Genomic DNA, 24,208 nt, shown 5'->3' on the forward strand with positions numbered 1-24,208 from the left:
AGGACCACCGCTCCCGGCTGTCCGGTTGGCTCAGCATGCCCGGCGGGCCGGGTCTCGTGCGCCCCTCCGCCCTCGCTCCGGCGTGGGAGGCGCCCCTGCTCCGGCTCGTGCGCGCCGGGGCGCCGGCGGAGGACCTGCACGAGGCGACCACCGGCTCCCCCGAGGGCTCGCGCCTCGCGGCCGTCGTCGAGCTCGTCCGCGACGCCCTGCACTCCGCGGACGACGATCGCGCTCTGCGGCTCACCGGCTGGCTGGTGCGCATCCGCTACGACCCGTCGGCCGACTCCTTCCTCCGCCGCTACGGGATCGCGCTGACCGTCCGCCTGCCGCTGAGCGGCGGCCTCGACGTGGAGGTGCCGCTCGACGCCCCGGCGCTGCGCCTGCTCTACGCCGAGCTGACGGCACCCACGGATCCGGCCGCGGCTGCCGTGGCGGTCGAGACCCTGGAGCCGTCGACCCTCGCGGCGTCGACGCTCGCCTCCCTCTACTCCGCCCGCCGACGCTGGAGCGACGTGGCCGAGTTCTCGGCGCCCGTCGAGAACGTGGACGCCGCCTCCGCCGCGGTGCTCATCCGCCGCGGCGTCGCTCTTCGCGAGCTCGGCGTGATCGAGGGCGCCCTCGAGGCGTTCGACCGGGTGGTGCGCCCGACCGTCACCAGTGCGCGGCCCGTGGAGCTGCGGGCGGAGGCGCTGCTCGAGCGCGCGAGCACGCTCCTCTCGGACGGGCGCACGGCTCCGGCTCGGCGCGATCTGGAGCGCGTGCTCTCCCGCTACCCGGACAGCGCCGCGGCGCACGAGCTGCTGGCGGTCACCGGGCGCTGACGCGACGGAGGGGCGCACCCTCTGCAGGATGCGCCCCTCCGGGGAGTGCGTCGGCTCAGTGCGTCGGCTCAGTGCGTCGGCTCAGTGCGTCGGCTCAGCCCTCGGCCTTCGAGGGCTTGCCCTCGGCGGGCAGGACCTTGTGCGGGGTGTCGCGCTCGTCCTCGCCCTCGGCCTGCGACGGCTTGTCGGACTGGTCGTCCGGGTCCTCGACGGGGCTCGGGGTCTGGTCGCTCATCGGAGTCCCTCCGGCTCGTCGGACGTGGCGGACGGCTCGGGGTGCGCCTCGAACTCCATCCAGGCGCGTTCCAGATCGGCCTGCGCCGACTCGGGCTCGCTGGCGAAGTAGCCGTCGTAGATCGCGCGGCCGCCGTGCTCGGGCAGGTCGTCGCGACCGCCGAAGGCCTGCGCGAAGCGGCCGACCTCGTCGTCCCTCTTCTGCTGATCCCGCAACCAGGCGGGGAAGGTCTGCGTCATGGTGACACCTCTCTCTCCTGCCCTCCAGCCAATCGCCCGTCGCGGATCCGGGCAAGCCCTTCCGCCGCGGGCCCCGAGGGGCCAGGCTCCGCCCTGGAGGGCGCGGGCTCCGCCCTGGAGGAGCGGCGCTCCGCCCTCTACAGGACATGTCCGCTACAGGGCGCCCCCGCCCCCGCCGCGGAGGAGAGCCGGCCCCTAGCGTGAGCCCGTGACCGACCCCGCTTCTCCGCGCCCCGCCCGCACCGCCGCAGGCCTGCGCCGCACTCTGCTCGCTCTGACCGCGACCGTCGCCCTGCTCGCCGGCACCGCGGCGCCCCTCGCCTCCGCCGAGCCGGACCCGGTGCCGGTCGGGAACGACCACCTCGCCAACGGCGTCGCCGCCTGGGGGCGCTACCTCAACGGGGAGTGGGACGTGCCGGCGGGCATGTCCGATCTCACGGACGTCGCGAGCAGCTACAGCCACACCCTCGCGCTCCACACCGACGGCACCGTCGAGGCCTGGGGAGCGGATCTGGAGGGCGAGCGGGACGTGCCGGCCGGGCTCCGCGAGGTGACGGCGATCTCGACCGGGTACCTCCACAGCATCGCCCTCACGATGGAGGGGACGGTCGTCGCGTGGGGCGACGACCGCCAGGGCCAGACCGACGTCCCGGCCGGACTCGGCGGCGTGACCGCCGTCGCCGCGGGCAGCTACCACACCCTCGCTCTGCGGGGCGACGGGACCGTGGCGGCCTGGGGCTCCGATCGGTTCGGAGCGACCGACGTGCCGGCGGGTCTCTCCGGAGTGGTCGCGATCGCCGCGGGCGGCTGGAACAGCCTCGCGCTGCGCGCCGACGGGACCGTCGTGGCGTGGGGCGGCGACGACAGGGGCGCGTACACCGCCCCGGCAGGGCTCCGCGACGTCGTCGCCGTGTCGGTCAGCTACTCCCACAGCCTCGCCCTGAAGCGGGACGGCACCGTCGTCACCTGGGGCGACCCCGCCGACTCCGGCTTGCCGCGGGTCCCCGCCGATCTCGGCGGCATCACCGCGATCGCCGCCGGCATCGGCTTCAGCGTCCTGCTGACGTCCGACGGCACCGTCGTCTCCCTGCACCCCGACGGCGACACGGAGCTGGACGTCCCGGCCGGGATCACGGGCGCCACCGGCATCGCGGTCGGCTTCAACCACGCCTTCGCGATCGGCCCGCTGCCGACCCTCACCGCCGACACCGCCGAGACGCTCGTCACGACCGGGACCCGCTACTCCGCGACCTTCACGGCGTCCGGCCCGGCCGCGACCTTCGAGGTCTCGTCCGGCGCCCTTCCCGCGGGGGTGGCCCTCTCGCCGGAGGGCGTCGTCTCGGGCAGGCCGACCACCGCAGGCGACTCCACCTTCACGGTGAGCGCGCGGAACGCGTACGGCACCACGGCCGGCGTGCCGCACACGGTCACCGTGGTCCCCGCGAACACCCCGCCCGTCGTGACGGTCGCCTCCGCCACCGACGGCGCCTCCTACGAGAAGGGCTCGGAGCCGAGGGCCGCCTGCGCGATCACGGATGCGGAGAGCGGAACCTTCAGCGAGGAGGCCGTCGTCACCGGCACGCTCGTGAACGGCCTCGGCACCCGCACGGCGACCTGCACCTGGACCGACCCCGGAGGACTGACCACGACCGCCGCGGCGACCTACCGGATCGTCGACACCGGCGTCCCCACCATCGCCGCGACGACCGCGCCGACGGCTCCGAACGCAGCGGGCTGGTTCCGCTCCCCCGTCTCCGTCGGCTTCTCCTGCGCCGACGGCAGCGGCTCCGGGATCCGCAGCTGCACCCCCGCGCGGATCCTGCGCGAGGGCCCCGGCCAGAGCGTCACCGGCACCGCCGTCGACAACGCGGGCAACCGCGCCACGACGACCCGCAGCGGCATCGCCATCGACACCACGAAGCCGCAGCTCTCGTTCACGTCGAGGCCCGAGGGGTCCTACCCCTTCGGCACCGTGCTCCCGGAGGCGCGCTGCCTCGCGGACGACGCGCTCTCGGGCCTCACCGGCGACTGCGTGATCACGGGCGGCGGCCGCTCCGTCGGACCGCACGTCTACCGGGCGACCGCGACCGACCGGGCGGGCAACGTCTCGACCCTCACCGCGTCCTACACCGTGACCCCGTGGACGATCGGCGGGCTCAGCACCTCGGTGAAGAGCGTGGCCGCCGGAGCCGCGACCGGCATGACGTTCCAGGTGACGTCCACGTCGTCCGCGGGCACGTTCCGCCACTCCGCCCTCGCCGACGTGCGCAGCGTCACGCAGAGGCAGACCTCCTGCACCACCGGCGCCGTCCTCACCGGAGCGCCGATGACCGCCCTGACCGGACGCCTCCGCTACGACACCGCGACGAACCGCTACGTGAAGGCGTGGACGGTGCCCGCGAAGCGGGGCACCTGCTGGACGCTGACGGTCACGACGGCGGACGGCAGCACGGGGAGCGCCCGGTACTCGGTGAAGTAGCGGCGCCGGACGGCCGACGCGCTCCGATCAGGCTCCCGCCGCGGCGTACCGCTCCGCGAGCACGCGGAACGCGGTGGCCAGCTCGGGCGGCTCGGCCCCGGCCATCGGAGCGTCGAACCGGCCGAACGACGCGGCGAGCGCCTCCCACGACCAGGCGCCGAGGGCGAGTCGGCAGCCCGCGTCGCCGAGGTCCTCCACCTCCCCGTCGCCCGCGTAGGGCAGGACCTCGGCGGCGGGCGCCTCCAGCACCACCGAGCCGCGGCACGGCCACCCCTCCCCGGGCGCTCCGCCGCGGAACCGCGCCTCCAGGAACTCTGCGGGACTCCGGACCGGCAGCGCCCGGCGGCGGAAGCGGGCACCGCGGGGTGAGCGCGGCTCGAGCCGGTCGACGCGGAACACCCGCCAGTCGTCGCGGTCGAGGTCGAAGCCGATGAGGTACCAGCGGCCCTGACGCGCGACCAGGTGGTGGGGCTCGACGCGGCGCACCGCCTCCGCGTACGCGAAGCGGAGCACCTCCGAGACCCGGACGGCCGCCGCGACCGCGACCAGCCGCTCCGGAGGGACTGCGGGGGCCGGCGCCGCCGCGACCGTGAAGCGCAGCGCATCAGCTCGGGGCCGGAGCCGGGCGGGCAGGACCTGCCGCACCGTCGCCAGCGCCCGGGCCGACGCCTCCTCGAGCCCCGCGATCGGCGCGCGCAGGGCGGCGGTGAGGGCGAGCACCTGCTCGTCGTCGAAGAGCAGCGGCGGGAGCTCGGCGCCGGCCTCGAGCCGGTACCCGCCGTCGGGGCCCTTCGCCGCGTCGATCCGGTAGCCCATCGTGCGGAGCCGGTCGACGTCGCGACGCACCGTGCGCGGCGCGATCCCCAGGCGCTCGGCGAGCACTCCGCCCGGCCAGTCGCGGCGGGTCTGCAGGAGGGAGAGGAGCAGGAGGAGCCGCTCGGTCGTCGTGGGCACGTCCCGAGGATATTCCGAGAAGAGGACCGTCACCGTCCTCTTCTCCTGGGAGCGTCGGGGCACCGGGTGATCGACCCGGCACGACTGCGAGGAGCGCACCATGAGCATCACCACGACGACCCACCTCAACTTCCGCGGACAGGCCCGCGAGGCGCTGGAGTTCTACTCCTCGGTCACGGGAGGCCGGCTTGACGCGATGTCCTACGCGGACGCGAACGCTGTCACCGCGCCCGACGAGGCCGACGAGCTGATGTGGGGCCAGGTCGTCTCCGAGGCCGGCTTCCGCGTCATGGCGTACGACGTCCCCGCGCACACGGCTTACGACCCGGGCACGATCCCGGTGTTCGTGTCGCTGCGCGGCTCCGACGCCGACGAGCTGCACCGCCTCTGGGACGGCCTCTCGGAGGGGGCGGCGGTCGTCGTGCCCCTGGCCCCGGCGGCCTGGTCGCCCCTCTACGGGATGCTGCGCGATCGCTTCGGAGTGACGTTCGTCGTCGACCTCGAGGTCGCCTGGGGCTGAGGCCCGCGGGCTCGGCGGCGGGGCGCGTCCCACTGCGGACGCGCCGGCCGCCGACTCGGTACGCTCAGCACCGGATCCGGTCGGAGGGACGCTGCATGCTGGAGACGATCTCCGAGGCCCTCTCGCTGGTCACCCTCCCCCTCGGCGTGCTGTTCCTGCTCGCCGCGTTCGTCGCGGCGCTGATCGACGGACGCTGGCTGACGACGACCGCCTACCTCGAGGAGGGTCCGCCCCTCGCGCTGCACTGGGTGACCCGGGCCGGCGAGGTGCGATCGCGTCCGCTGTCCGCCGGGGACCCGCTGACGCCGACACGGTCGGACCAGCGGGAGGTGCACTACCGCGAGGAGGATCCGCACCGCATCCGCCTGCACCGGTGGAGCGACGCGGTGCGGGCGCTGCGCCTGACCGGCCTGATCCTGCTCGGGGCGGGCGTCGTCCTCGGGATCCTGTCGACGGCGCTGGCGGTCCTCGCCTAGGCGGCGCCCCGTGCGCGAGGATCGGACCCGTGGATGCGGAACGGGTTCTCGGAGACGGACGGGCCGACGGGGTGTGGTGCCGGCTCGGGGAGCCGCTGACGGTCGCGCAGATCGCTCGCGGCGGGCCCGCGTGGCTGTCCCTGGACGCGCAGCACGGCGCGTTCGACGACGCCGCGGTCCTCGCCTCCCTGCGCGCGCTCGGCGCCGTGAGCGGGAGGCCGCCCGTCGGCGTCCGGGTCGCCGGGCTCTCCGACGCGCTGATCGGCAGGGCGCTCGACGCCGGAGCGGACATCGTGGTCGTCCCGATGATCGAGACGGTCGAGGAGGCGCTCGCGGCCGTCCGCGCCGCGCTCTACCCGCCGCTCGGCCGCCGCAGCTGGGGGCCGATGTCCGATCTCTGGGGCGCCACTCCCCCGTCGGCCGCCGAGGCGCGCACCGCGCTCTGGGTCATGATCGAGACGCAGGCCGGCCTCGACGCCGTCGATCGGATCCTCGCGGTGCCGGGCGTGAGCGGAGTCTTCGTCGGCCCGTTCGACCTCGCGATCGGCCTCGGACGGGACCTGTCCGACCTGCTCGCCGCGGACGGACCGGACGACCCGCTGCCGAGGATCGCCGCGGCGGCCCGGCGCGCGGGCAAGGGTGCCGGGGCCTTCGCGGGCGACCGCGAGCGCGCCGGGCTGCTGCGAGCGCTCGGCTTCCCGAGGGTCGCGGTCGCGACGGATCAGTCGCTGATCGCGCTCGGCACCGCGGCGGCGCTCGACGCGGACACCGCCGACTCCGGCTGCTGAGCCCGAGGCCGGGCACGGGGCCGGCCGCCGGTCACCGGCGAGCGCTCCCGCCGGGGGGATGCACGGGCTCCGGCGGCTCGGGGACGAAGCGGAGGCCGCTGGCGGAGTTCGCGAGATCGGTGAGCGCCGAGATCCAGGCGGGGTTGATGCGGGGCATGCGGCCGCCGGCGTAGGTGGGGCGGAGCGTGTGCGAGGGGTGCAGCCAGATCGCGCTGCGGCCGTCGCTCATCCCGTTCTCGTCGCGCCAGGTGAGCAGGCACGACTCCCCCCCCCCCCCGGCGCAGCTTCGCGGTGAGGACGATCTGCAGGTGGGCGAGCACCCGGTCCTCGACGTCGATCTCGACCGAACCGTCCTAGTGCAGCTTCCCCATCGGCGTCTCCCGGCCTCGTCCTCGGAGGACGGGCGCGCCTCCGGCCCACCATCCTCGGGTGTCGTCCAGTGACCAGTTCGGGGCGGCGACAACCACCGGATCAGCTGGTGCCGGCGGATCCGCTGGTCTCGACGGGGCAGGGCTCAGGCCGGCGGGTTCGCCGCCATGAAGTCGCGCATCGGCAGCAGGTTCTGGAGAGGCGCGAAGTACCCGAAGCGGGGCAGGTCGAAGACCACTCCCGCGACTCCGGAGGACCCCATCGCCGCGATCCACTCGAGCGCGGCCGGCATCGGCACCTTCAGCACGCGCGACGCGTCCTCGTCGGAGAGGCCGGCGTGCAGCGCCCCGGCGCGGGCGCGCTCCCCCGTGGTGAAGGCGAAGACCATCGGCCCCGACTCCAGGCCGCCGACGAAGGGGGTGGGCGCGTCGTCCGGCCCCCGCGCGATGAAGCACCACATCGGCAGGGCGTAGACGCTGCGCCAGAGCGCGTCCATCGCGGCGAAGCTCTCGGGGTCGGCGCGCAGGGCCTCCGCCCGGGCGTCGATCTCGACGGTCTGATCCATGGGGCTCCCCTCGGCGCCGGCGATCGGCGCGGACCTCCACGCTAACGATGCTCCCGCTGGGCCGCACCCGCGATCGATCCGTCAGCAGCGGCCCGTCCCGGCGGCGTGCACGGGCCGCGGGCGACGGATGGATGCGGTGGTGGCTGGGCGAGCCGTCCGCTGATCCGCCCGGCCACTGGCCCCGTCCAGGCGGTTAGGTTAGGTTAACCTTCGCAACCCACACCACCCCCTTCGAAGGATCGCCGTGCCCGCCACTCGCACCCCCCTCCGCCTGACCGCCGTCGCCTCGCTCGGCCTCGCCGCCCTGCTGCTCACCGCCTGCTCGGGAGGAGCCGACGCCGGCTCCGAGGGCACGTCCGAGAGCAGCGCCGCCGAGAGCAGCGAGGGCTTCCCCGTCACCGTCGACCACGCCTTCGGCAGCACCACCGTCGAGTCGGCCGACCGCGTCGTCGCGACGAGCTGGACCAACCAGGACGTGGCGCTCGCGCTGGGTGTGACCCCGGTCGGCTTCACCCGCGCCTCCTACGGCGACGAGGACGGCGACGGCCTGCTGGTGTGGACGAAGGAGGCGCTCGACGCCTCCGGCGCCGAGACCCCGACCCTGTTCGACGAGACCGACGGCGTGCCCTTCGAGGCGATCTCGGACCTCAGCCCGACCGTGATCCTCTCGGCCTACTCCGGCATCACCCGGCAGGACTACGACACCCTCAGCCAGATCGCCCCCACCGTCGCCTACCCGGGCCTGCCCTGGGGCACGACCTGGCAGGACTCCGCGAAGCTCGACGGCGCCGCGCTGGGCCTCGAGGACGAGGCCGTCGCGAAGGTCGGCGAGATCGAGAGCGACATCACGCAGACCACCGCGTCCTACCCGCAGCTCGCGGGCACCACGTTCATGTACGGCTGGTACGACCCGACCGACGCGAGCACCTTCACCTACTACACGCCGAACGACGCGCGCGTGAAGTTCGTCGAGGACCTGGGGCTCGACGTCGCCCCGAGCGTCGCCGAGCTCTCCGGCGACTCGGAGGCGTTCAGCGGCACGATCAGCTCCGAGAACGCCGACCAGCTCGACGCCGACGTGCTCGTCGTCTACGGCGACGACACGACCCTCGCCGCACTGCAGGCCGACCCGCTGCTCTCCAAGATCCCGGCCGTCGAGCGCGGCTCCGTCTACGTGCTGGAGGACGGCTCCTCCGCCGCCATGGCCACCTCGTCGCCGAACCTGCTCAGCATTCCGTGGGTGCTCGACGAGTACACCGCAGGCCTCGCCGCGGCCGCCGACAAGGTGTCGTGACCCGCACCGCACCCACCCGGAAGACGAGGGCGACCGCGCTGGCGGTCGCCCTCGTCGCGCTGGCCGTCGCGTCGGTCCTCTCGCTCGTGTACGGCTCCCGCGAGATCCCGCTCGGCGAGGTCTGGCCGGCGCTGACCTCGCCCGATCCGGCGTCCATCGTCGACGCGGCGGTGCAGGGGCGGGTGCCGCGGACGGTCCTCGCGATCCTGGTCGGCGCCGCGCTCGGGCTCGCCGGAGCCGTGATGCAGGGCCTGACCCGCAACCCGCTCGCCGATCCGGGCATCCTCGGCCTCAACTCCGGCGCCTCGCTCGCGGTCGTGCTCGGGATCGCCGGGGTCGGCGCGACGAGCCTGCCGCAGTTCATCTGGCTCGCGTTCCTCGGAGCCGCCGCCGCCGGGGCGTTCGTCTACGCGGTCGCGTCGCTCGGCCGCGAGGGCGCCACTCCGCTGAAGCTCGCCCTCGCCGGAGCCGCGACCGCCGCCGCGCTCACCTCCCTCATCAGCGCGGTCCTGCTCACGCAGGAGACCACGCTGAACCGCTTCCGCTTCTGGCAGGTCGGCGGAGTCGGCGGCGCCGAGACCGCGAGCATCCTGCAGGTCCTCCCGTTCCTCGCGGTCGGCGCGGTGCTGGCCCTCTCCAGCGCGCGAGGGCTCGACGCCCTGGCGCTCGGCGACGACCTGGCGACCGGCCTCGGCCGGCGCGTGGGGCGCATCCGCCTGGTCGCGGGGCTCGCGGCCGTGCTGCTCTGCGGCGCCGCGACCGCGATCGCCGGACCGATCGGATTCATCGGCCTGGTCGTCCCGCACCTCGCCCGCCGCGTCACCGGCCCCGCGCACGCCTGGCTGCTGCCCTCCTCCGCTCTGCTCGGCGCCCTGCTGCTGCTCGTCGCCGACGTGGTCGGCCGCGTGGTCGCCCGGCCGAGCGACGTCGAGGTGGGCATCGTGACCGCGCTGATCGGCGCCCCGGTGCTCATCGCGATCGTGCGCCGCTCGAAGGTGCGGGCGCTGTGAGGACCGCGGAGGCGCCCGCCGCGGTCGGCATCGCGGCCGGCCGCACGCTGCGCCGTCGGCGCACGGTCATCGGCTGCGCGGTCCTCGCGGTGCTCGTGCTGGCGCTCGTCGTCGTCTCGCTCACGGTCGGCAGCACGGTCTACTCGGTGCCGGAGGTCGTCCGCGTGATCCTCGGCGAGACCGTGCCGGGCGCCTCCTTCACCGTGGGCACGCTGCGGCTGCCGCGCACCATCACGGCCGTCCTGGTGGGCGTGGGCTTCGGGATGGGCGGCGTGATCTTCCAGACGATGCTGCGCAACGCCCTCGCCAGCCCCGACATCATCGGCATCACCTCGGGGGCGAGCGCGGCGGCCGTCGTCGCGATCGCGTTCTTCGGGCTCTCGGGAGGCGCGGTCTCGGTGATCGCAGTCGCGGCCGGGCTCGCGACGGCCCTGATCATCGCCGGGCTGGCCGAGGGCGGCGGAGTGATCGGGGCGCGGCTGATCCTCATCGGCATCGGCGTCGCGGCGATGTTCCAGAGCGTGATCGCCTACGTGCAGACCCGCGCCGACTTCGAGGACGTCCAGGAGTCGCTGCGCTGGCTGACCGGCAGCCTCAACTCGGCCGCCTGGCCCTCGGTCCCGCCGCTCGCGCTGACGATGCTCGTGCTGGTGCCGCTGGCGCTGCTGCTCTCGGGCCGGCTCGGCGTGCTGCAGCTCGGCGACGAGTCGGCGACCGCGCTCGGGCTCGACGTGCGGCGCAGCCGGCTGGCCCTGCTCGCGGTCGGAGTCGGCCTCGTGGCCGTCGCGACCGCCGCCACCGGCCCGATCGCGTTCGTCGCCTTCGTCTCGGGGCCGATCGCGCGGCGGATCCTGCCGAGCGCGCGCACGCTGCTGATCCCCTCCGCCCTGGTCGGCGCGGTCGTGGTGCTCGCCGCCGACCTGCTCGCCCAGTACGTCGTCGGCGCGCTGTTCTCGGGCGCGCGCTTCCCGGTCGGCGTCGCCACCGGCGCCCTCGGCGCGCCCTTCCTGCTCTGGCTCCTCGCCCGCCGCAACCGCTCCGGAGGCTCCCTGTGACCGACGCCCCGCCCACCCTCGCCGCCGACGCGGTCACCCTCGCCTACGACGAGCGCGTCGTGGTCGACGGGCTCTCGCTCGCCGTGCCGCCCGGCCGGATCACGGTGATCGTCGGCGCGAACGCCTGCGGCAAGTCGACGCTCCTGCGCGCGATGGCGCGGCTGATCACCCCGCGCTCGGGGAGCGTCCTGCTCGACGGGCGCGCGATCCACCGGCTCCCGACGCGCCAGGTAGCGCAGCAGGTGGGGCTGCTGCCGCAGACCCCGATCGCGCCGGAGGGGATCGCCGTCTCGGACCTGGTCGCCCGGGGCCGCTACCCGCACCGGGGCCTCTTCGGCCGCGGCTCCGGATCGGACGACGACGCGATCGTCGAGGAGGCGCTGCGCGACACCGGCACGCTCGAGCTCGCCGACCGCCCCGTGGACGAGCTCTCGGGCGGGCAGCGCCAGCGTGTGTGGATCGCGATGGCCCTCGCCCAGCGGACCGACGTGCTCCTCCTGGACGAGCCGACGACCTACCTCGACGTGTCGCACCAGGTCGAGGTGCTCGACCTGCTCACCGACCTCAACCGCTCGCGCGGGACGACCATCGTGATCGTGCTGCACGACCTCAACCTCGCCGCCCGCTACGCCGACCACCTCGTCGCCGTGCGCGACGGAGCCCTGCACGCCTCGGGCACGCCCGCCGAGGTGGTGACGCCGGAGACGGTGCGCGCGGTGTTCGGTATGGAGTCGCGCGTGATCGAGGACCCGGTCTCGCGGACGCCGCTGGTGCTGCCCATCGGGCGCCACCACTCGGGCTGAGCCCGGCCGTTCAGACTGAGCGGTCAGGCCGGGGCCGCGGCCAGGGAGGCGCCGTCGACGAGCGTGCAGCGGAGGAGCTGCTGCTCCCGTCGCGCGGGGTCGCCCTCGATGAGGATCTGCACGGCGCGGCGGCCCATGTCGCGCCGGGGCAGCTCGAAGCCGGCCTGCCAGCCGGTGCGGTCGGCCGATCCGGAGAGCGACACCAGCGACAGGTCGCCCGGCACCGCCACCTCCTCGGCCTCGGCGGCCTCCTGCAGGAGGACGAACTGCTCCTCCTGCTCGGCGAGGACGACCGTGACGCCCTCGGCGGCGATCCGGCGGATCCACTCCCGCGGCGACGCCTCCGGCCCCGGCACGAGGTGGAGGAAGCCGTCGCCGAGCTCGGCCCGCGCGCCGGCCATGCGGTCGGTGTACGACTCGACACCCTCGCCGTGGCCGGCGTAGGCGAAGCGGGTGTGGCCGAGGGCGCGCGCGCAGGAGATCAGCTCGCGGACGATCGACGCGTAGTCGGCGGCCACGTAGGGCACGGGCCCACCGGCGTCGTCGCGGCGGCCGATGCTGACGAAGGAGAAGCCGCTCGCGTTGAGGAACTCGAGCTCCTCGCGGGGCATGCGCTGCCCGAGGAGGATGCAGGAGTCGGCCAGGCGCAGCCGGGTGGTGCCGCCGCTGAGGCCGCCGCGACGGCCGCCGACGCGACCGCTGGTCAGCAGGAGGAGGTCGATGTCGCGGTTCTGCGCCTCCTCCTCGATGCCGGCGAGGAACGGATGGAAGAAGTCCTCGCGATCGAGCGGGAACAGGCTCTCGTAGGTGTAGACGCCGATCATGCCGGTGCCGACCTGCTTGAGGCGGCGCGCGATGGGGTCGGCGACGTACCCCGTCTCCTGGATCGCCTTGAGGATCCGCGCCCGCGTCGCCTCCGGGACCCGGGCGAGCTGCTCGCCCTTGTCGTTGAGCACGAACGACACCGTCGTCTGGCTGACTCCCGCGAGACGCGCGATGTCCTTCTGCGTGATCCGCGGCACCCGGACACCCCCGCTTCATCCTGGTAATAGGTATTACGTCTTGACCTCAGGCTACCGATGACGAAGGATCGCCGTACGCCCATCCGGGGCGAGAGAGGGCGGAACGTCGACGATGATGAATCCCGCAGACCCAGACAACCAGACCACGGCCTCCCCGAGGCCCGATCGGCAGCACAAGCCCGATCAGCAGCCCGAGCACGATCCGCAGCGCAGGCCCGACAACTCGCGCCGCCTCTTCCTCGCCGGGGGCGCCGCCGCCCTCGCCGGCGCGGCAGGGGCCGTCGGCGCCGCCACTCCGGCCGCCGCCGCGCCCCCGGCCGACGCTCCCGGGCAGAAGAAGCGCCTGAGCGTCACCGAGGGGCCGATCTCACCCCTCGACAAGGAGTTCCGCTGGGACGACCGCGCCGGCGCCGACAACACCCGCGCGGTGCAGGCGGCCATCGACAAGGCGATGACCGCTCCGGGCGGCGAGGTGTCGCTGCCCGCCGGCGAGATCCGGGTGACGGGCCTCGCGGTCGACTACCGCGGCTACCCGGTGCAGCCCGAGAACGGGCCGCCCTACGGCTACGCCGGGCCGAAGATCGTCGGCGCCGGCATGCGCCAGACGAGGATCGTCCAGATCGAGGGCTCGACCCGCGACATCTTCACCGTCTCCGGCCAGACGGGCGACGCGGCCGGTCCCGCCAACAACAACAAGGCCACCGGCGTCGTCCTCGCCGACTTCGAGATGACGGGCACGCCCTCCGGCGGCCACGGGATGTCGCTGCGCTCGCTGGTCAACTGCGAGTTCCGCAACCTGTGGATCCAGAAGACCGGCAAGTCGGGCATCTTCCGCGAGCGCGCCACCTTCGTGTCGGGCGTCGACGACGAGTACTCGTACGCCAACTCCTGGAACAAGATCAAGATCGTCGCCCCCGCCGGCTGGGGCGTGGAGGACTCGGGCAAGGCCTCCATCGGCGGCTCGATGACCAACGTCGAGGCGATCAGCCCCGGCCTCGGCGGCTTCCTCCTCGCGCCGACGAACATGACGCTGCTCGACTGCCAGGCCATCGGCGGCACGGTCGGCCTCCGGTCGATCCGCAACGAGAACCGGCGCTCGGTCAACTCCGGCCTGACCCTGATCAACTTCCGCTCGGAGGGCTCCCGCGACGGCTGGGAGGTGCTGATCGAGGCCGGCACGAGCCACATGATCGTGAACCCGAACTTCTTCCCGACCTCGGGCGCGAACTGCCTCGGCGTCGGCCTGACGAACGGCGGAGCGGACTTCGAGGTGCGCAACCTCACCGTCCTCGGCGGCTTCTACGGGCTCAGCCTCGGCCGCTTCCCGCAGCAGAAGGCCATCGTGCTGGGCAGCGACTCCTCGCAGACGCGCCTCGTGAACCCGTTCATCGAGCGCGGCGCCGCGGGAGTGGACGAGGGCTCGCTGATCGTCGACGACGGACGCCTGACCTCGTTCGAGCTCGGCCGCGGCCGGGTGGAGCGCGCGGCCGGCTACACCACGGTCGCCCGCGCCCCCGAGACCATCCCGACCCCTCCGGCCGGACAGGTCAACGAGGGCTGGGAGCGCTCCGGCGACACCTGGCGGAAGGTGGCCGTCTTCCCCGACGGGCACCGCGTCGTCATCGCCTCCTGACCCCGGGCGGCGGCGCCCTCCGCGCCGCCGCCCTCCCCCACTGCACACGGAACGAGCACCAGAACGCATGCATGACGACAGCACCCGCATCGAAGCCCGCATCGCCCGCTTCCGCGCCGAGAGCCTCCGGCCGGCGATCCACCGGGCGGTCGAGCCGCTCGGGATCGAGTCGTGGACCGCTCCGGGCGAGCCGGTCCCCTTCGACCAGGCGCGGGCCGCGTCCTACGCGCCCGCCCGCATCGGGGAGCCGTGGGGCGCCCCCTGGGGCACCGTGTGGTTCCACGTGCGCGGCGAGATCCCCGCCTCCTGGGTCGGCGTCGACGGCTGCGAGCCCGAGCTCGTCGTCGACCTCGGCTACACCGGCGCCCAGTCCGGCTTCGAGGCGGAGGGGCTCGTCTTCACCGCGACCGGCACGGTCGTGAAGGCCGTCGAGCCGTTCAACCAGTCGGTCCCGCTCGACCGGCTGCCCGGCCGCGAGGCGGGCGACCGCACGGTCGAGCTCTACATCGAGGCCGCCGCCAACCCGAACATCACCGGCGACTGGTCCTTCACCCCCACGGCGCTCGGCGGCCGCCCCGCCGACGGCGCCCTGCCGTCCGACCCGCTCTACCGCCTCCGACGCCTCGAGCTCGGACTGCTCGACCGGGAGGTCTGGGAGCTGGAGCAGGATATGGCCGTGCTCGTCGGGCTGATCGGGCAGCTGCCCGAGTCCTCCCAGCGCCGCGCCGAGATCGTGCGCGCCCTCGACCGCGCCGTCGACGTCCTCGATCCGGACGACGTGTCCGGCACCGCCGCCGCCGGCCGGGAGGCGCTGAGGACGGTCCTCGAGCGCCCCGCCTCGGCCAGCGCGCACCACCTGCACGCCGTCGGCCACGCCCACATCGACTCCGCCTGGCTCTGGCCCGCCCGCGAGACCGCCCGCAAGGTGGCCCGCACCTTCTCCAACGTCTGCGACCTGATCGAGCGCGAGGAGGGCTTCGTCTTCGCCGCCTCCTCCGCGCAGCAGTACGCGTGGCTGAAGCGCGACCACCCGGAGCTGTTCGAGCGCGTCCGCGGCCACGTGCTCGCGGGCCGCTTCGTGCCGGTCGGCGGTATGTGGGTCGAGTCGGACACGAACATGCCCGGCGGCGAGGCGCTCGTGCGCCAGCTGCTCGAGGGCAAGCGCTTCTTCCTCGACGAGTTCGGGATCGACACCGAGGAGGTCTGGCTCCCGGACTCCTTCGGCTACTCCGCCGCGCTGCCGCAGATCATCGCCGGAGCAGGCGGGCGCTGGTTCCTCACGCAGAAGATCTCGTGGAACGAGACCAACACGATGCCCCACCACACCTTCTGGTGGGAGGGCATCGACGGCACCCGCGTGTTCACTCACTTCCCGCCCGTCGACCTCTACAACTCCGACCTCTCCGGAGAGGACCTCGCCCGAGCCGAGCGCCAGTACGCCGAGAAGGGCAGCGGCACCATGTCGCTCGTGCCCTTCGGCTACGGCGACGGCGGAGGAGGCCCCAACCGCGAGATGATCGCGGCCGCCCGCCGCACGCGCAGCCTCGAGGGCTCGCCGACGGTCGAGCTGTCCACACCCCGCCGCTTCTTCGAGGAGGCGCAGGCCGAGTACCCGGACGCGCCCACCTGGTCGGGCGAGCTCTACCTCGAGTTCCACCGCGGCACCTACACGTCGCAGGCGCGCACCAAGCAGGGCAACCGCCGCAGCGAGCACCTGCTCCGCGAGATCGAGCTGTGGGCGACCACGGCCCTCGTCCGCGCCGGGGTCCCGTACCCGGCCGACGAGCTGCGCGAGATGTGGCGGACGGTCCTCCTGCAGCAGTTCCACGACATCCTGCCGGGCACCTCCATCGCCTGGGTGCACCGCGAGGCGGAGGAGAACTACGCCCGCATCGCGCAGCGGATCGAGGAGATGATCGCCGAGACCGTCCGGGCCCTCGCCGGCGAGGGCTCCGCGGAGCTGCTGGTGAACTCCTCCCCCTTCGCCGTCGGGGGCGTGCCGGCGCTCGGCGCGGCCGCGGCCGACCCCGCCGCGGAGCACTCGGCCCCGATGCTCCGCTCCGACGGCGACGCCCACGTCCTCGACAACGGGCTCGTCCGGGTGCGGATCGGCGCCTCCGGGCTCCTCGAGTCGGTCGTGGACCTCGCGAGCGGCCGGGAGGTCGTGCCCGCCGGCGCCGCCGCGGGGCTCCTCCAGCTGCACCGCGACACCCCGAACAAGTGGGACGCCTGGGACCTCGACGACAACTACCGCCGCACGGTGGAGGACCTCGTCGGCGTCGACTCGGTCCGCGCCGGCACCGTGAGCGACCCGCTCGGCCGCGAGGTGCCGACGGTCGTGATCACCCGCTCGTTCGGCGGCTCCACGGTCGTGCAGACCGTCTCGCTGCAGATCGGCCGGGCGGCCGTCGACCTCGGCCTCGACATCGACTGGCACGAGCGCCGCAAGCTGCTCAAGCTCGCCTTCCCGCTCGACCTGCTCTCGGACCGGGCGACGTCCGAGATCCAGTTCGGCCACGTGCACCGCCCGACCCACGTGAACACGACGTGGGACGCCGCCCGCTTCGAGACCGTCGCGCACCGCTGGGTGCACGTCGGCGAGCCGGGCTTCGGCGTCGCGGTCGTCAACGACTCCACCTACGGGCACGACATCACCCGCGACCGCGCCGCGGCCGGCACACCGACGACCACGGTCCGGCTCTCGCTCCTGCGCGCGCCGCTGTTCCCCGACCCGGACGCCGACCAGGGCCGCCACCGCCTCGCAGTGTCGCTCGTGGTCGGCGCCGATCTGCCCGACGCCGTCGAGGCCGGCTACGCGCTGAACACCCCGGTCCGCAGGCTCACCGGTGCCGCGCCCGTCGCTCCCCTGGTGTCGATCGACGACCCCTCGGTGATCGTCGAGGCCGTGAAGGCGGCGGACGACGGGAGCGGCGACGTGATCGTGCGGCTCTACGAGTCGCTCGGCCGCCGCGCCGCAGCGACCCTCCGCGCCGCCTTCGCCGTCCGGGCGGTCACCCGCACCGACCTGATGGAGCGCCCCACCGAGCAGATCCGCATCGAGAGCTCCGTCGAGGCGGAGTCGGCCGACGTGCGCCTCGAGCTGCGTCCGTTCGAGATCGCGACGGTGCGCCTGGCGCGCTGAGTGCGAGGGGACGCGGGGCGGGAGCAGGCCGGGCGGGCTTGCTCCTGCCCCTGCGTCATGTGGTCTGCTCGATGCACACCGTCCCGATCGGAGAGGTCCCCCATGCAGTCGTTCCCCGCCCCGCCCCGCCAGGTGCAGATCGGCGACGCCGCCGCGTTCGCCGGCGTCACTCCGCGGGCGATCCGCCACTACCACCGGCTCGGCCTGCTCCCCGAGCGCGAGCGGGGCGGAGACGGCCGCAGGCGCTACGGCTACGACGACATCATCCGGCTGCTCTGGATCCGCCGCCTGGCCGATGCCGGGGTCGCGCTCGAGGACATCCGGGACGCCTTCGCCGTCGCAGCCCCGGCCGGCGCCGAGGACAGCGCCGACCGCGAGGACGAGGTCGCGGGCGTCCTCGCGCGGCTGGACGACGCGCTCGCCGCGCAGGAGGAGGAGCTGCAGCTGAAGCGGGCCTCGGTCCGGCGCATGCGGACCCTCGGCGGCCGGCTGGGGCTGCTCGACGACATCGTCTCGCGCCGCCTCGAGGGCGCACCCGAGGGCTCGCTGCGCCAGGCCGACCTCGACACCCTGCTGGTCACCGAGCGGATGTTCGGCCCGCTGGGCGCCGTCTCCCAGGCCGGCCGCTTCCTCGTCCTCGCCGCCGATCCGGCGCTGCGGGCGGAGGCCGACCGCGTCGACGCCGCCGAGGAGGCCCTCGACGACACGGTCGCCGAGGACGACCCCCGGGTGGAGCAGGTGGCGCGGGAGCGGCACGCCTTCGAGGCCCGGCTGATGCGCGTCGTCGAGGAGTCCGGTCAGCTCGAGGAGGATGAGGCGATCTTCGAAGCGTGGGACGAGGCGCACCCGCCCGAGGACCCCGCGCCGGCCCCCGATCCCGCACAGGGCTCCCGCGCCCGGAGCGCCGGCGAGATCATCCGGAGCCTGCCCTACGACGTCTCGCCGGCCCGCCTGCGCGCCATGGACCTGGCGATGCGGCTCGGGATGGAGGAGGCGCCGACGCGCTGAGACGCGGCGTCACGCCCGCTCGGTCACCCGAGGACCTCTCGCAGCACCTCCAGCGCCCGCTCGCGGTCGCCGACCCCGCCGCCCTCGTGCCCGCTGTACGGCCACACGTCGATCGACGTCTCGCCGCCGGAGACGTTGTGGGAGGCGAAGACCGTCGAGGGCGGGCAGATCGGGTCCATCAGGCCGACCGAGCGGTGCACCCGGCAGCGCAGGCGCCGCGAGAAGTGGACGCCGTCGACGTAGGAGAGGGTCCGCTCGACGGCGTCGAGGTCCTCGGGCCGGGTCGCCAGGTAGCGGGCGATCTCCACGTAGGGCGCCTCGTTCGTGACGGTCGTGGCGCGCAGGACGTCGGAGAGGAAGGGCACCAGGGCGATCGCCGCGCGCACCCGGGGGCGCAGCGCCGCCGCGGCGGTCGCGAGCGCTCCGCCCTGGCTGCCGCCGAAGACCGACACGCGGTCCGGGTCCAGCCCGGGGAGCGCCTCCACGGAGTCGACGGCGAGCGCCGCGTCCGCGATCAGGCGCCGGTAGTAGTACGTCTCGGGCGACTCGATGCCGCGGGTCGTGACCCCGGGGTACGCGGGTCCGCTGCCGTGGGGGTCGGGGGTGGCTCCGGAGCGGGCGAGACGGCCGGCTCCCTGGCCTCGCGCGTCGACGACCAGGTGCGCGTACCCGGCGGCGGCGATCCAGAGGTGCTCGATCGGACGGCCCCGTCCGCTGCCGTACCCGGGGTACTCGATCACCACGGGGAGCGGGGCGCCCGGATCGACCGCGGGGGTCACCAGCCAGGCGGCGATCGGCTCGCCCGCGAAGCCGGGGAACCGCACGTCCCGCACCCGCACCAGCGGGAGGCCCGCGTCGACCGGCGCGGCGCTGACGCCGGGGCCGCCCTCCCGCCCGAGCGCGAGGGTGGCCCGCCAGAAGGCGTCGAAGTCGTCGGGCTCCGCGACCTCCGCGCGGAACTCGCGGAGGGCGGCGAGGGGGCGATCCGTGAACACCGGGTCAGCCTTTCAGACCGGAGTGCGCGAGCCCTTCCACGAACTGCCGCTGAGCGAGGAGGAACACGGCCAGCACGGGCACGACCGTCATCGTCGCCGCGGCGAGCTGCACGTCCCACATCTCCCCGCCGTAGGCGTCGGTGAAGCGGGTGAGCGCCTGGGGCAGGGTGAAGAGCTCGGGTGAGGTCAGGTAGACCGTCGGCTCGAGGTACATGTTCCAGGACCCGAGGAAGGTCAGGATCGCGACGGCCGACAGCGCGGGCTTGGACAGCGGCAGGAAGATGCGCCGCCAGATCCCGAAGCGGCCGAGGCCGTCCAGGCGCGCGGCCTCCTCGAGCTCGCCGGGCATCGCGATGAAGTACTGCCGCATGATGAACGTGCCCAGCACCGCCGGCGCTCCGACCATCGGCACCAGCAGCAGCGGCACGTGGGTGTCGATGAAGCCGAGCTGCCGGAAGATCTGGAACAGCGGGATGATCGTCACCTCCGTCGGCACCAGCAGGCCGGTCAGGACGACGAGGAACACCGCGTTGCGTCCCGGGAACGGGATCCGGGCGAAGGCGTAGCCGGCCAGGCTCGAGACCAGCAGCGTCACCACGGTGACCGTGACCGCGATGTAGAGGCTGTTCCAGTACTGGAGCGCGAACGGCTGGAACCGGAACGCCTCGGCGTAGCCCGCCAGGCTCGGCGAGTCCGGCAGCAGGGTCGGCGGGTTCGAGAAGATCTCGTTCACCGGCTTGAACGACGAGGCGATCATCCAGAACGTCGGCACCGCGAACGGCAGCACGAGCAGGATCAGCGTCACGACGAGCAGGGCGGTCATGAGCGGGCTGCGGCCGCGGCGGCGCTTGACGGGCGGCTCCGGGACGGCTTCGAGGCGTGGCGTGAGCGGGGTCCCCTGCTCGACGACGGCGTCAGTTCTCATAGAAGACCCATTTCCTGCGCAGCTGCCACTGCACGACCGTGAGGATCAGGACGAAGAGGAGCAGCATCAGCGAGAGCGTCGCGCCGTAGCCGATGTCGCTGAACTCGAAGGCCTGTTGGAACACGTAGTAGACGAGCACTGTCGTCGACAGCTCCGGCCCGCCCTCGGTCAGGACGGCGACCTGCGCGAACGCCTGCAGCGAGCCGACGATCGTGAGGATGGCGGTGAGGAGCAGGGTGGGCGAGATGAGCGGGAGCGTGATCCGGAAGAAGATCGCGCGGGGGCTCGCGCCGTCCAGCCGGGCCGCCTCGTAGAGGTCGCCCGGCACCCCCTGCAGCGCGGCGAGGAAGAGCACCATGTTGACGCCGACGCTGCGGATGACCTGCGTGACGATGACGCTCGCCATCGCGGTGGGTCCCTCCTGGAGCCAGTTCGGCCCGTCGAGGCCGACCAGCGAGAGCAGGCCGTTGATCGCGCCGTTGTCCTGGAGGAGGAAGCCCCAGACGAGGGTCCAGGCGACCACCGAGATGACGACGGGCGAGAAGAAGAGCGTGCGGAACAGGGCGCCGCCCGGGATCCTCCGGTTGAGCAGCACGGCCAGGCCCAGCCCGAGGGCGAGGTTCAGGACGACCACTCCCCCGGAGAAGACCGCGGTCGTGCCGAGCACCGCGCCGATGCTCGGGTCGTTGATCGCCCGCTCGTAGTTCTCGCCGCCCACGAAGGTCATGGAGCCGGTGAAGACGTTCCACTCGTTGAGGCTGAACCAGACCGCGAGCCCGACGGGCAGCAGCACGAACACGATCACACCGAGCAGCTGGGGCGCGATGAAGAGCCAGCCGGCGAGCGCGTCGCGGCGCCGGAGGTTCCAGTAGGCGCCGGCGGGAGCGGATCGGCGGCTGTCCGTCGAGGTCGCGGTCATGGGATCACTTCCCCTGGAGGACGGGCGCGATGGCGTCGCAGACGCCTCCGAGCACCTCGGCGACGTCGGCGTCGGCCGACCACATGCGGTCCAGCGCCGTCTTGCCGACCGAGGTGATCTCGGCGGGGCTCGTCACCGGAGGGGTGGCGGACACGTCGGCGAGCTCGTCGACCACGACGCGGTCGAGCTGCTCGGCGCTGAGGCGGGTGTTGACCTTCGCCAGCTCCTCACCGGACAGCAGCGACTCGCGGGGCGGCGGGAAGAACTGCGCGAGCTTGGCGGAGTTCTCCGGGTTGGTCATGAACGAGAGGAAGCCGGTCGCCTCCTCCACGTGGTCGCCGCCTGCGAGCGCCGCCATGCCGGCCTGGCCGATGTTGCCGTACTCGCCGGCGGGGCCGACGGGCAGCGGGTAGATCTCGAACGGGAACGAGCCGTCGAGCAGGCTCGCGCGCGAGACCTGCGCGGTCGTGAACGCGGCGTCGCCGGCGAAGAAGTCCGCCGTCACGCCGGGTCCGGGGGTCGCGCCGCTGACGTAGACCGAGTCGTGGAAGAACTGGAACGCCTCCACCATCTCGGGCGAGTCCATCGTGCACTGGGTCCCGTCGTCGCTCCACGGCTGGGCTCCCCAGCCCGCCCAGAGGTTCGCGAGGCTCAGCCAGCCCGAGAAGTCGAAGTCGCGGATGATGTAGCCGGCCTTGCCGGTCGACTCGTTGACGGCCGCGCCGATGCGGTCGACGTCCTCCCAGCTGAGCGTCGCGGGGTCGACGGTCTGCCCGGCCTGCGCGATGAGGTCCTGGTTCACGTACAGCGCGAACGGCGAGTTGGAGAACGGGTACGCGTAGAGCTCGCCGTCCTGGCTGAACGACTGCGCCACGCTGGGCAGGATGTCGTCGTACTCGTAGCCCTCGGTCCCCTCGAAGGTCTCGGTCAGCGGAGCGAGCGCTCCGGCGTCGATCAGGTCCTTCGCGATGTCGCCGACCCAGGCGAGGTCGGGGGCGTTGCCGCCCGCGGCCTGCGTGGTCAGGGTCGAGTTGTAGTCCGCGAACGGGAGGGACTCGAAGGTCACGGACTCGATCTCGGGGTGGTCGGCGATGTACTCGTCGGCCATCGAGTCGAACAGGGCGAGCTGCTTCTCGTCGGAGGTCCAGACGGACATCCTCAGAGCGACGGGTGCTGAGTCGTCCCCGCCGCCGGCGGCGCCGCAGCCCGAGAGGGCGGCGATCACTCCGACTGCGGCGAGCGAGGCCATCAGCTTCTTCGCTGGTCTCATCGTCTCTCTTTCTCCAATGGTCTTCTCGGTGTTCCCGGTCAGTACCCGACGACGTCGGGCCAGTGGGTCTCTACGCCGCGCGACTCGAGCCTCGCCTGCAGGCGGGCGACGAGGGCGGGGTCGGCGGCGATCTCGTGGGGCGACAGGTCCTCGGCGAGGGCGAGGGCCGCCAGCTCGCCGACGGCCTCGCCGATGTTCCACTCCACGGGGTGGAGGCGGTACGCGCCGTTGGTGATGTGCGTCGTCCCGATGTTCTTGCCCCCGGGCAGCAGGTTCGTCGGGGTGCGCGGCACGAGGGCGCCGAGCGGGATCTCGAACGGCGAGCACTCCACGTCGAGGTAGTTGTCGCCTCCGGTGGTCGGGTGCAGGTCGATCCGGTACATGCCCACGCCGACGGAGTCGTCGAAGCGCGCGGGGCTCCCCGTCCCGCGGGCGGCGACGGAGACGTCCTGCTCGCGCACCGTGGTGAGCGCGCGGATCCGGCGGGACTCGCGGATGTAGGGGGCCTGCGCGAGGCCGTCGGCGGTGCCCATCACGTCGCCGCGGAGCCGGAGCCCGGGCCAGCCGCGGCCGCCGTCGGGCCGGGGCGCCTCGGTCTGGAGCCAGTAGAAGTACGACAGCGAGAGAGCGCGGGCGCCGGCGAGGTGCTTCTCCGGCTCCGGCACGTCGAGGATCGAGCTGTCGAGGTAGTCGAGCATCGGCCAGTTCGCGAGCACGATGTCGCTGTCGAGCGCGCCCGGCCGGAGGGTCTCGGTCGCGAGGATCCGGCGGAACATCCAGAGGTCGGTGTCCCCGCCCTGCGCGCGCTGGTCCGCGGTGCGGGTGTCGCCCACGGCGTTCACGTGCATCGTGCGGGTCTCGGGGCGCAGCGTCCTCGGGTTCGGCGCGGTGAAGGAGAGGAGCTTCCCGCCCCAGAACGGCACCTCGTACTCGTGCCAGTAGTCGTAGTCGGCCGGGCGCTCGATGGTGTGGTCGCCGTCCGCGCTGTCGAAGCCGAAGCACCAGGTGACGGCCTGCACGTTCATCGGGTCGGCGACGGCGGGAGCGCTGGGCTCGCCGTGCTCGTCGCGCGACTCGGACCCCGTGACGTAGTCGACCTCCGCGAGGGGGAGCAGCTCCCCCGTCTCGGTCGCGTCGATCACGTACCGTCCGGAGACGGCGAGCTCCTCGCCCGAGACCGCGTCGCGCAGCAGGACGCGCTCGATCCGGCCCGGGCCGCCGTCGACGGCGAAGGGGACGACGCCGGTGACGACGCGGATCGCTCCGCTCGAGCGGTAGGGGGCGAGCATCTCGTCGAGCACGGCGACGGCCACTCGGGGCTCAGCGCAGAGCCGGCTCACGAGTCCGCGGCCGGGGTTCAGGCGGTCGTCGCGCATCGCCTCGGCGGTGAGGGGGTAGTTGCGGCGGTAGTAGCCGCGGATGCCGTCGCGGAGGCGCCGGTAGTCGGCGGTGACGCCGAACTGCTCGACCCAGGTGTGCTCGTCCGGCGGGACGCCCTGCGAGGTGAGCTGGCCGCCCAGCCACGGGTACTGCTCGGTCAGCACGACCGAGAGGCCGTTGCGGGCGAGGGCGATCGCCGCCGCCACTCCTCCGAGGCCGCCGCCGATCACGGCGACATCTGCTTGCATCGGGGTCACGCGTCCGCCTCGTCCTCGTCGACAGTCTGGGTCATCGGCCTACTACCCG

Annotated in this window: 23 protein-coding genes; 12 read left to right on the forward strand and 11 right to left on the reverse strand. The window is 73.7% G+C overall.

Going from position 1 to position 24,208, the window contains the following annotated elements; all coding sequences use genetic code 11:
• Positions 1-35 precede the first annotated feature (35 nt).
• Positions 36-821, forward strand: coding sequence for a tol-pal system YbgF family protein (locus tag C5C63_RS13600; protein WP_104354956.1), 786 nt, complete (start codon positions 36-38; stop codon positions 819-821).
• A gap of 94 nt (positions 822-915) precedes the next feature.
• On the opposite strand, the gene C5C63_RS17115 is transcribed toward C5C63_RS13600, so the two are convergent.
• A complete protein-coding gene (locus C5C63_RS17115; RefSeq protein WP_181067846.1) occupies positions 916-1,056 on the reverse strand; it encodes a hypothetical protein in 141 nt (46 codons plus the stop codon).
• A complete protein-coding gene (locus C5C63_RS13605) occupies positions 1,053-1,295 on the reverse strand; it encodes a hypothetical protein (protein WP_104234033.1) in 243 nt (80 codons plus the stop codon). Before C5C63_RS13605 ends, C5C63_RS17115 begins: the two co-directional genes overlap by 4 nt.
• A gap of 208 nt (positions 1,296-1,503) precedes the next feature.
• Between C5C63_RS13605 and C5C63_RS13610 the strand changes: the two genes are divergently transcribed.
• The gene (locus C5C63_RS13610; RefSeq protein WP_104326239.1) at positions 1,504-3,774 is read left to right on the forward strand and encodes a PxKF domain-containing protein; all 2,271 of its coding nucleotides are present in this window, start codon (positions 1,504-1,506) and stop codon (positions 3,772-3,774) included.
• 27 nt (positions 3,775-3,801) lie between these two features.
• Here the strand turns inward: C5C63_RS13610 and C5C63_RS13615 are convergent, their stop codons facing one another.
• A complete protein-coding gene (locus C5C63_RS13615; protein ID WP_258065464.1) occupies positions 3,802-4,728 on the reverse strand; it encodes a YafY family protein in 927 nt (308 codons plus the stop codon).
• A gap of 100 nt (positions 4,729-4,828) precedes the next feature.
• On the opposite strand from C5C63_RS13615, the gene C5C63_RS13620 reads away from it, so the two are divergent.
• From C5C63_RS13620 to C5C63_RS17125, 3 genes are all read left to right on the forward strand, one after another.
• The gene (locus C5C63_RS13620; RefSeq protein WP_104326241.1) at positions 4,829-5,248 is read left to right on the forward strand and encodes a VOC family protein; all 420 of its coding nucleotides are present in this window, start codon (positions 4,829-4,831) and stop codon (positions 5,246-5,248) included.
• A gap of 95 nt (positions 5,249-5,343) precedes the next feature.
• Positions 5,344-5,724, forward strand: a complete 381-nt coding sequence (locus C5C63_RS17120; RefSeq protein ID WP_104267914.1) for a hypothetical protein — start codon at positions 5,344-5,346, stop codon at positions 5,722-5,724.
• Positions 5,725-5,753: 29 nt separating this feature from the next.
• Positions 5,754-6,512 (forward strand): HpcH/HpaI aldolase/citrate lyase family protein, encoded by a 759-nt coding sequence (locus C5C63_RS17125; protein WP_181110620.1) that lies wholly within the window; start codon positions 5,754-5,756, stop codon positions 6,510-6,512.
• A 31-nt stretch (positions 6,513-6,543) separates the two neighbouring features.
• On the opposite strand, the gene C5C63_RS17535 is transcribed toward C5C63_RS17125, so the two are convergent.
• Entirely contained in the window at positions 6,544-6,741 is a 198-nt protein-coding gene (locus tag C5C63_RS17535) for a hypothetical protein (RefSeq protein WP_308471550.1), read from the reverse strand.
• A 285-nt stretch (positions 6,742-7,026) separates the two neighbouring features.
• Positions 7,027-7,446, reverse strand: coding sequence for a hypothetical protein (locus tag C5C63_RS13635; protein ID WP_104224305.1), 420 nt, complete (start codon positions 7,444-7,446; stop codon positions 7,027-7,029).
• Between the two features lie 244 nt (positions 7,447-7,690).
• Here C5C63_RS13635 and C5C63_RS13640 point away from each other — a divergent pair, with 244 nt between their 5' ends.
• Genes C5C63_RS13640 through C5C63_RS13655 form a run of 4 tightly spaced genes read left to right on the forward strand, consistent with a single transcriptional unit; the run spans position 7,691 to position 11,608 of the window.
• The gene (locus C5C63_RS13640; RefSeq protein ID WP_181027213.1) at positions 7,691-8,740 is read left to right on the forward strand and encodes an iron-siderophore ABC transporter substrate-binding protein; all 1,050 of its coding nucleotides are present in this window, start codon (positions 7,691-7,693) and stop codon (positions 8,738-8,740) included.
• A complete protein-coding gene (locus C5C63_RS13645; RefSeq protein ID WP_104224306.1) occupies positions 8,737-9,750 on the forward strand; it encodes an iron ABC transporter permease in 1,014 nt (337 codons plus the stop codon). The genes C5C63_RS13640 and C5C63_RS13645 overlap by 4 nt, the downstream gene beginning before the upstream one ends.
• Positions 9,747-10,805: an iron chelate uptake ABC transporter family permease subunit gene (locus C5C63_RS13650; protein WP_104326243.1), complete on the forward strand. Its 1,059-nt coding sequence runs from the start codon at positions 9,747-9,749 to the stop codon at positions 10,803-10,805. The genes C5C63_RS13645 and C5C63_RS13650 overlap by 4 nt, the downstream gene beginning before the upstream one ends.
• The gene (locus C5C63_RS13655; RefSeq protein ID WP_104326244.1) at positions 10,802-11,608 is read left to right on the forward strand and encodes an ABC transporter ATP-binding protein; all 807 of its coding nucleotides are present in this window, start codon (positions 10,802-10,804) and stop codon (positions 11,606-11,608) included. The genes C5C63_RS13650 and C5C63_RS13655 overlap by 4 nt, the downstream gene beginning before the upstream one ends.
• 23 nt (positions 11,609-11,631) lie before the next feature.
• Here the strand turns inward: C5C63_RS13655 and C5C63_RS13660 are convergent, their stop codons facing one another.
• Complete coding sequence (locus tag C5C63_RS13660; protein WP_104326245.1) at positions 11,632-12,630, reverse strand: LacI family DNA-binding transcriptional regulator; 999 nt, start codon at positions 12,628-12,630, stop codon at positions 11,632-11,634.
• Positions 12,631-12,742: 112 nt separating this feature from the next.
• Between C5C63_RS13660 and C5C63_RS13665 the strand changes: the two genes are divergently transcribed.
• The 3 genes from C5C63_RS13665 (at position 12,743) to C5C63_RS13675 (ending at position 18,413) form a co-directional block, all read left to right on the forward strand.
• Positions 12,743-14,263: a hypothetical protein gene (locus C5C63_RS13665; RefSeq protein ID WP_104234018.1), complete on the forward strand. Its 1,521-nt coding sequence runs from the start codon at positions 12,743-12,745 to the stop codon at positions 14,261-14,263.
• Positions 14,264-14,330: 67 nt separating this feature from the next.
• The gene (locus C5C63_RS13670; protein ID WP_104326246.1) at positions 14,331-17,405 is read left to right on the forward strand and encodes a glycoside hydrolase family 38 C-terminal domain-containing protein; all 3,075 of its coding nucleotides are present in this window, start codon (positions 14,331-14,333) and stop codon (positions 17,403-17,405) included.
• A gap of 102 nt (positions 17,406-17,507) precedes the next feature.
• Entirely contained in the window at positions 17,508-18,413 is a 906-nt protein-coding gene (locus C5C63_RS13675; RefSeq protein WP_219815301.1) for a MerR family transcriptional regulator, read from the forward strand.
• Positions 18,414-18,436: 23 nt separating this feature from the next.
• Here the strand turns inward: C5C63_RS13675 and C5C63_RS13680 are convergent, their stop codons facing one another.
• The 5 genes from C5C63_RS13680 to C5C63_RS13700 are packed head-to-tail and all read right to left on the reverse strand — an operon-like array spanning position 18,437 to position 24,150.
• A complete protein-coding gene (locus tag C5C63_RS13680; RefSeq protein ID WP_104326248.1) occupies positions 18,437-19,408 on the reverse strand; it encodes an acetylxylan esterase in 972 nt (323 codons plus the stop codon).
• A 4-nt stretch (positions 19,409-19,412) separates the two neighbouring features.
• Positions 19,413-20,333 (reverse strand): carbohydrate ABC transporter permease, encoded by a 921-nt coding sequence (locus C5C63_RS13685; protein ID WP_244229554.1) that lies wholly within the window; start codon positions 20,331-20,333, stop codon positions 19,413-19,415.
• Complete coding sequence (locus C5C63_RS13690) at positions 20,323-21,252, reverse strand: carbohydrate ABC transporter permease (protein WP_104234014.1); 930 nt, start codon at positions 21,250-21,252, stop codon at positions 20,323-20,325. Before C5C63_RS13690 ends, C5C63_RS13685 begins: the two co-directional genes overlap by 11 nt.
• A 4-nt stretch (positions 21,253-21,256) precedes the next feature.
• A complete protein-coding gene (locus C5C63_RS13695) occupies positions 21,257-22,522 on the reverse strand; it encodes a sugar ABC transporter substrate-binding protein (RefSeq protein WP_104224315.1) in 1,266 nt (421 codons plus the stop codon).
• 38 nt (positions 22,523-22,560) lie between these two features.
• Positions 22,561-24,150 (reverse strand): FAD-dependent oxidoreductase, encoded by a 1,590-nt coding sequence (locus tag C5C63_RS13700; RefSeq protein WP_104263304.1) that lies wholly within the window; start codon positions 24,148-24,150, stop codon positions 22,561-22,563.
• Positions 24,151-24,208: the final 58 nt, after the last annotated feature.

This window comes from Rathayibacter sp. AY1B8 (assembly GCF_002932775.1).
Taxonomy (GTDB): domain Bacteria; phylum Actinomycetota; class Actinomycetes; order Actinomycetales; family Microbacteriaceae; genus Rathayibacter.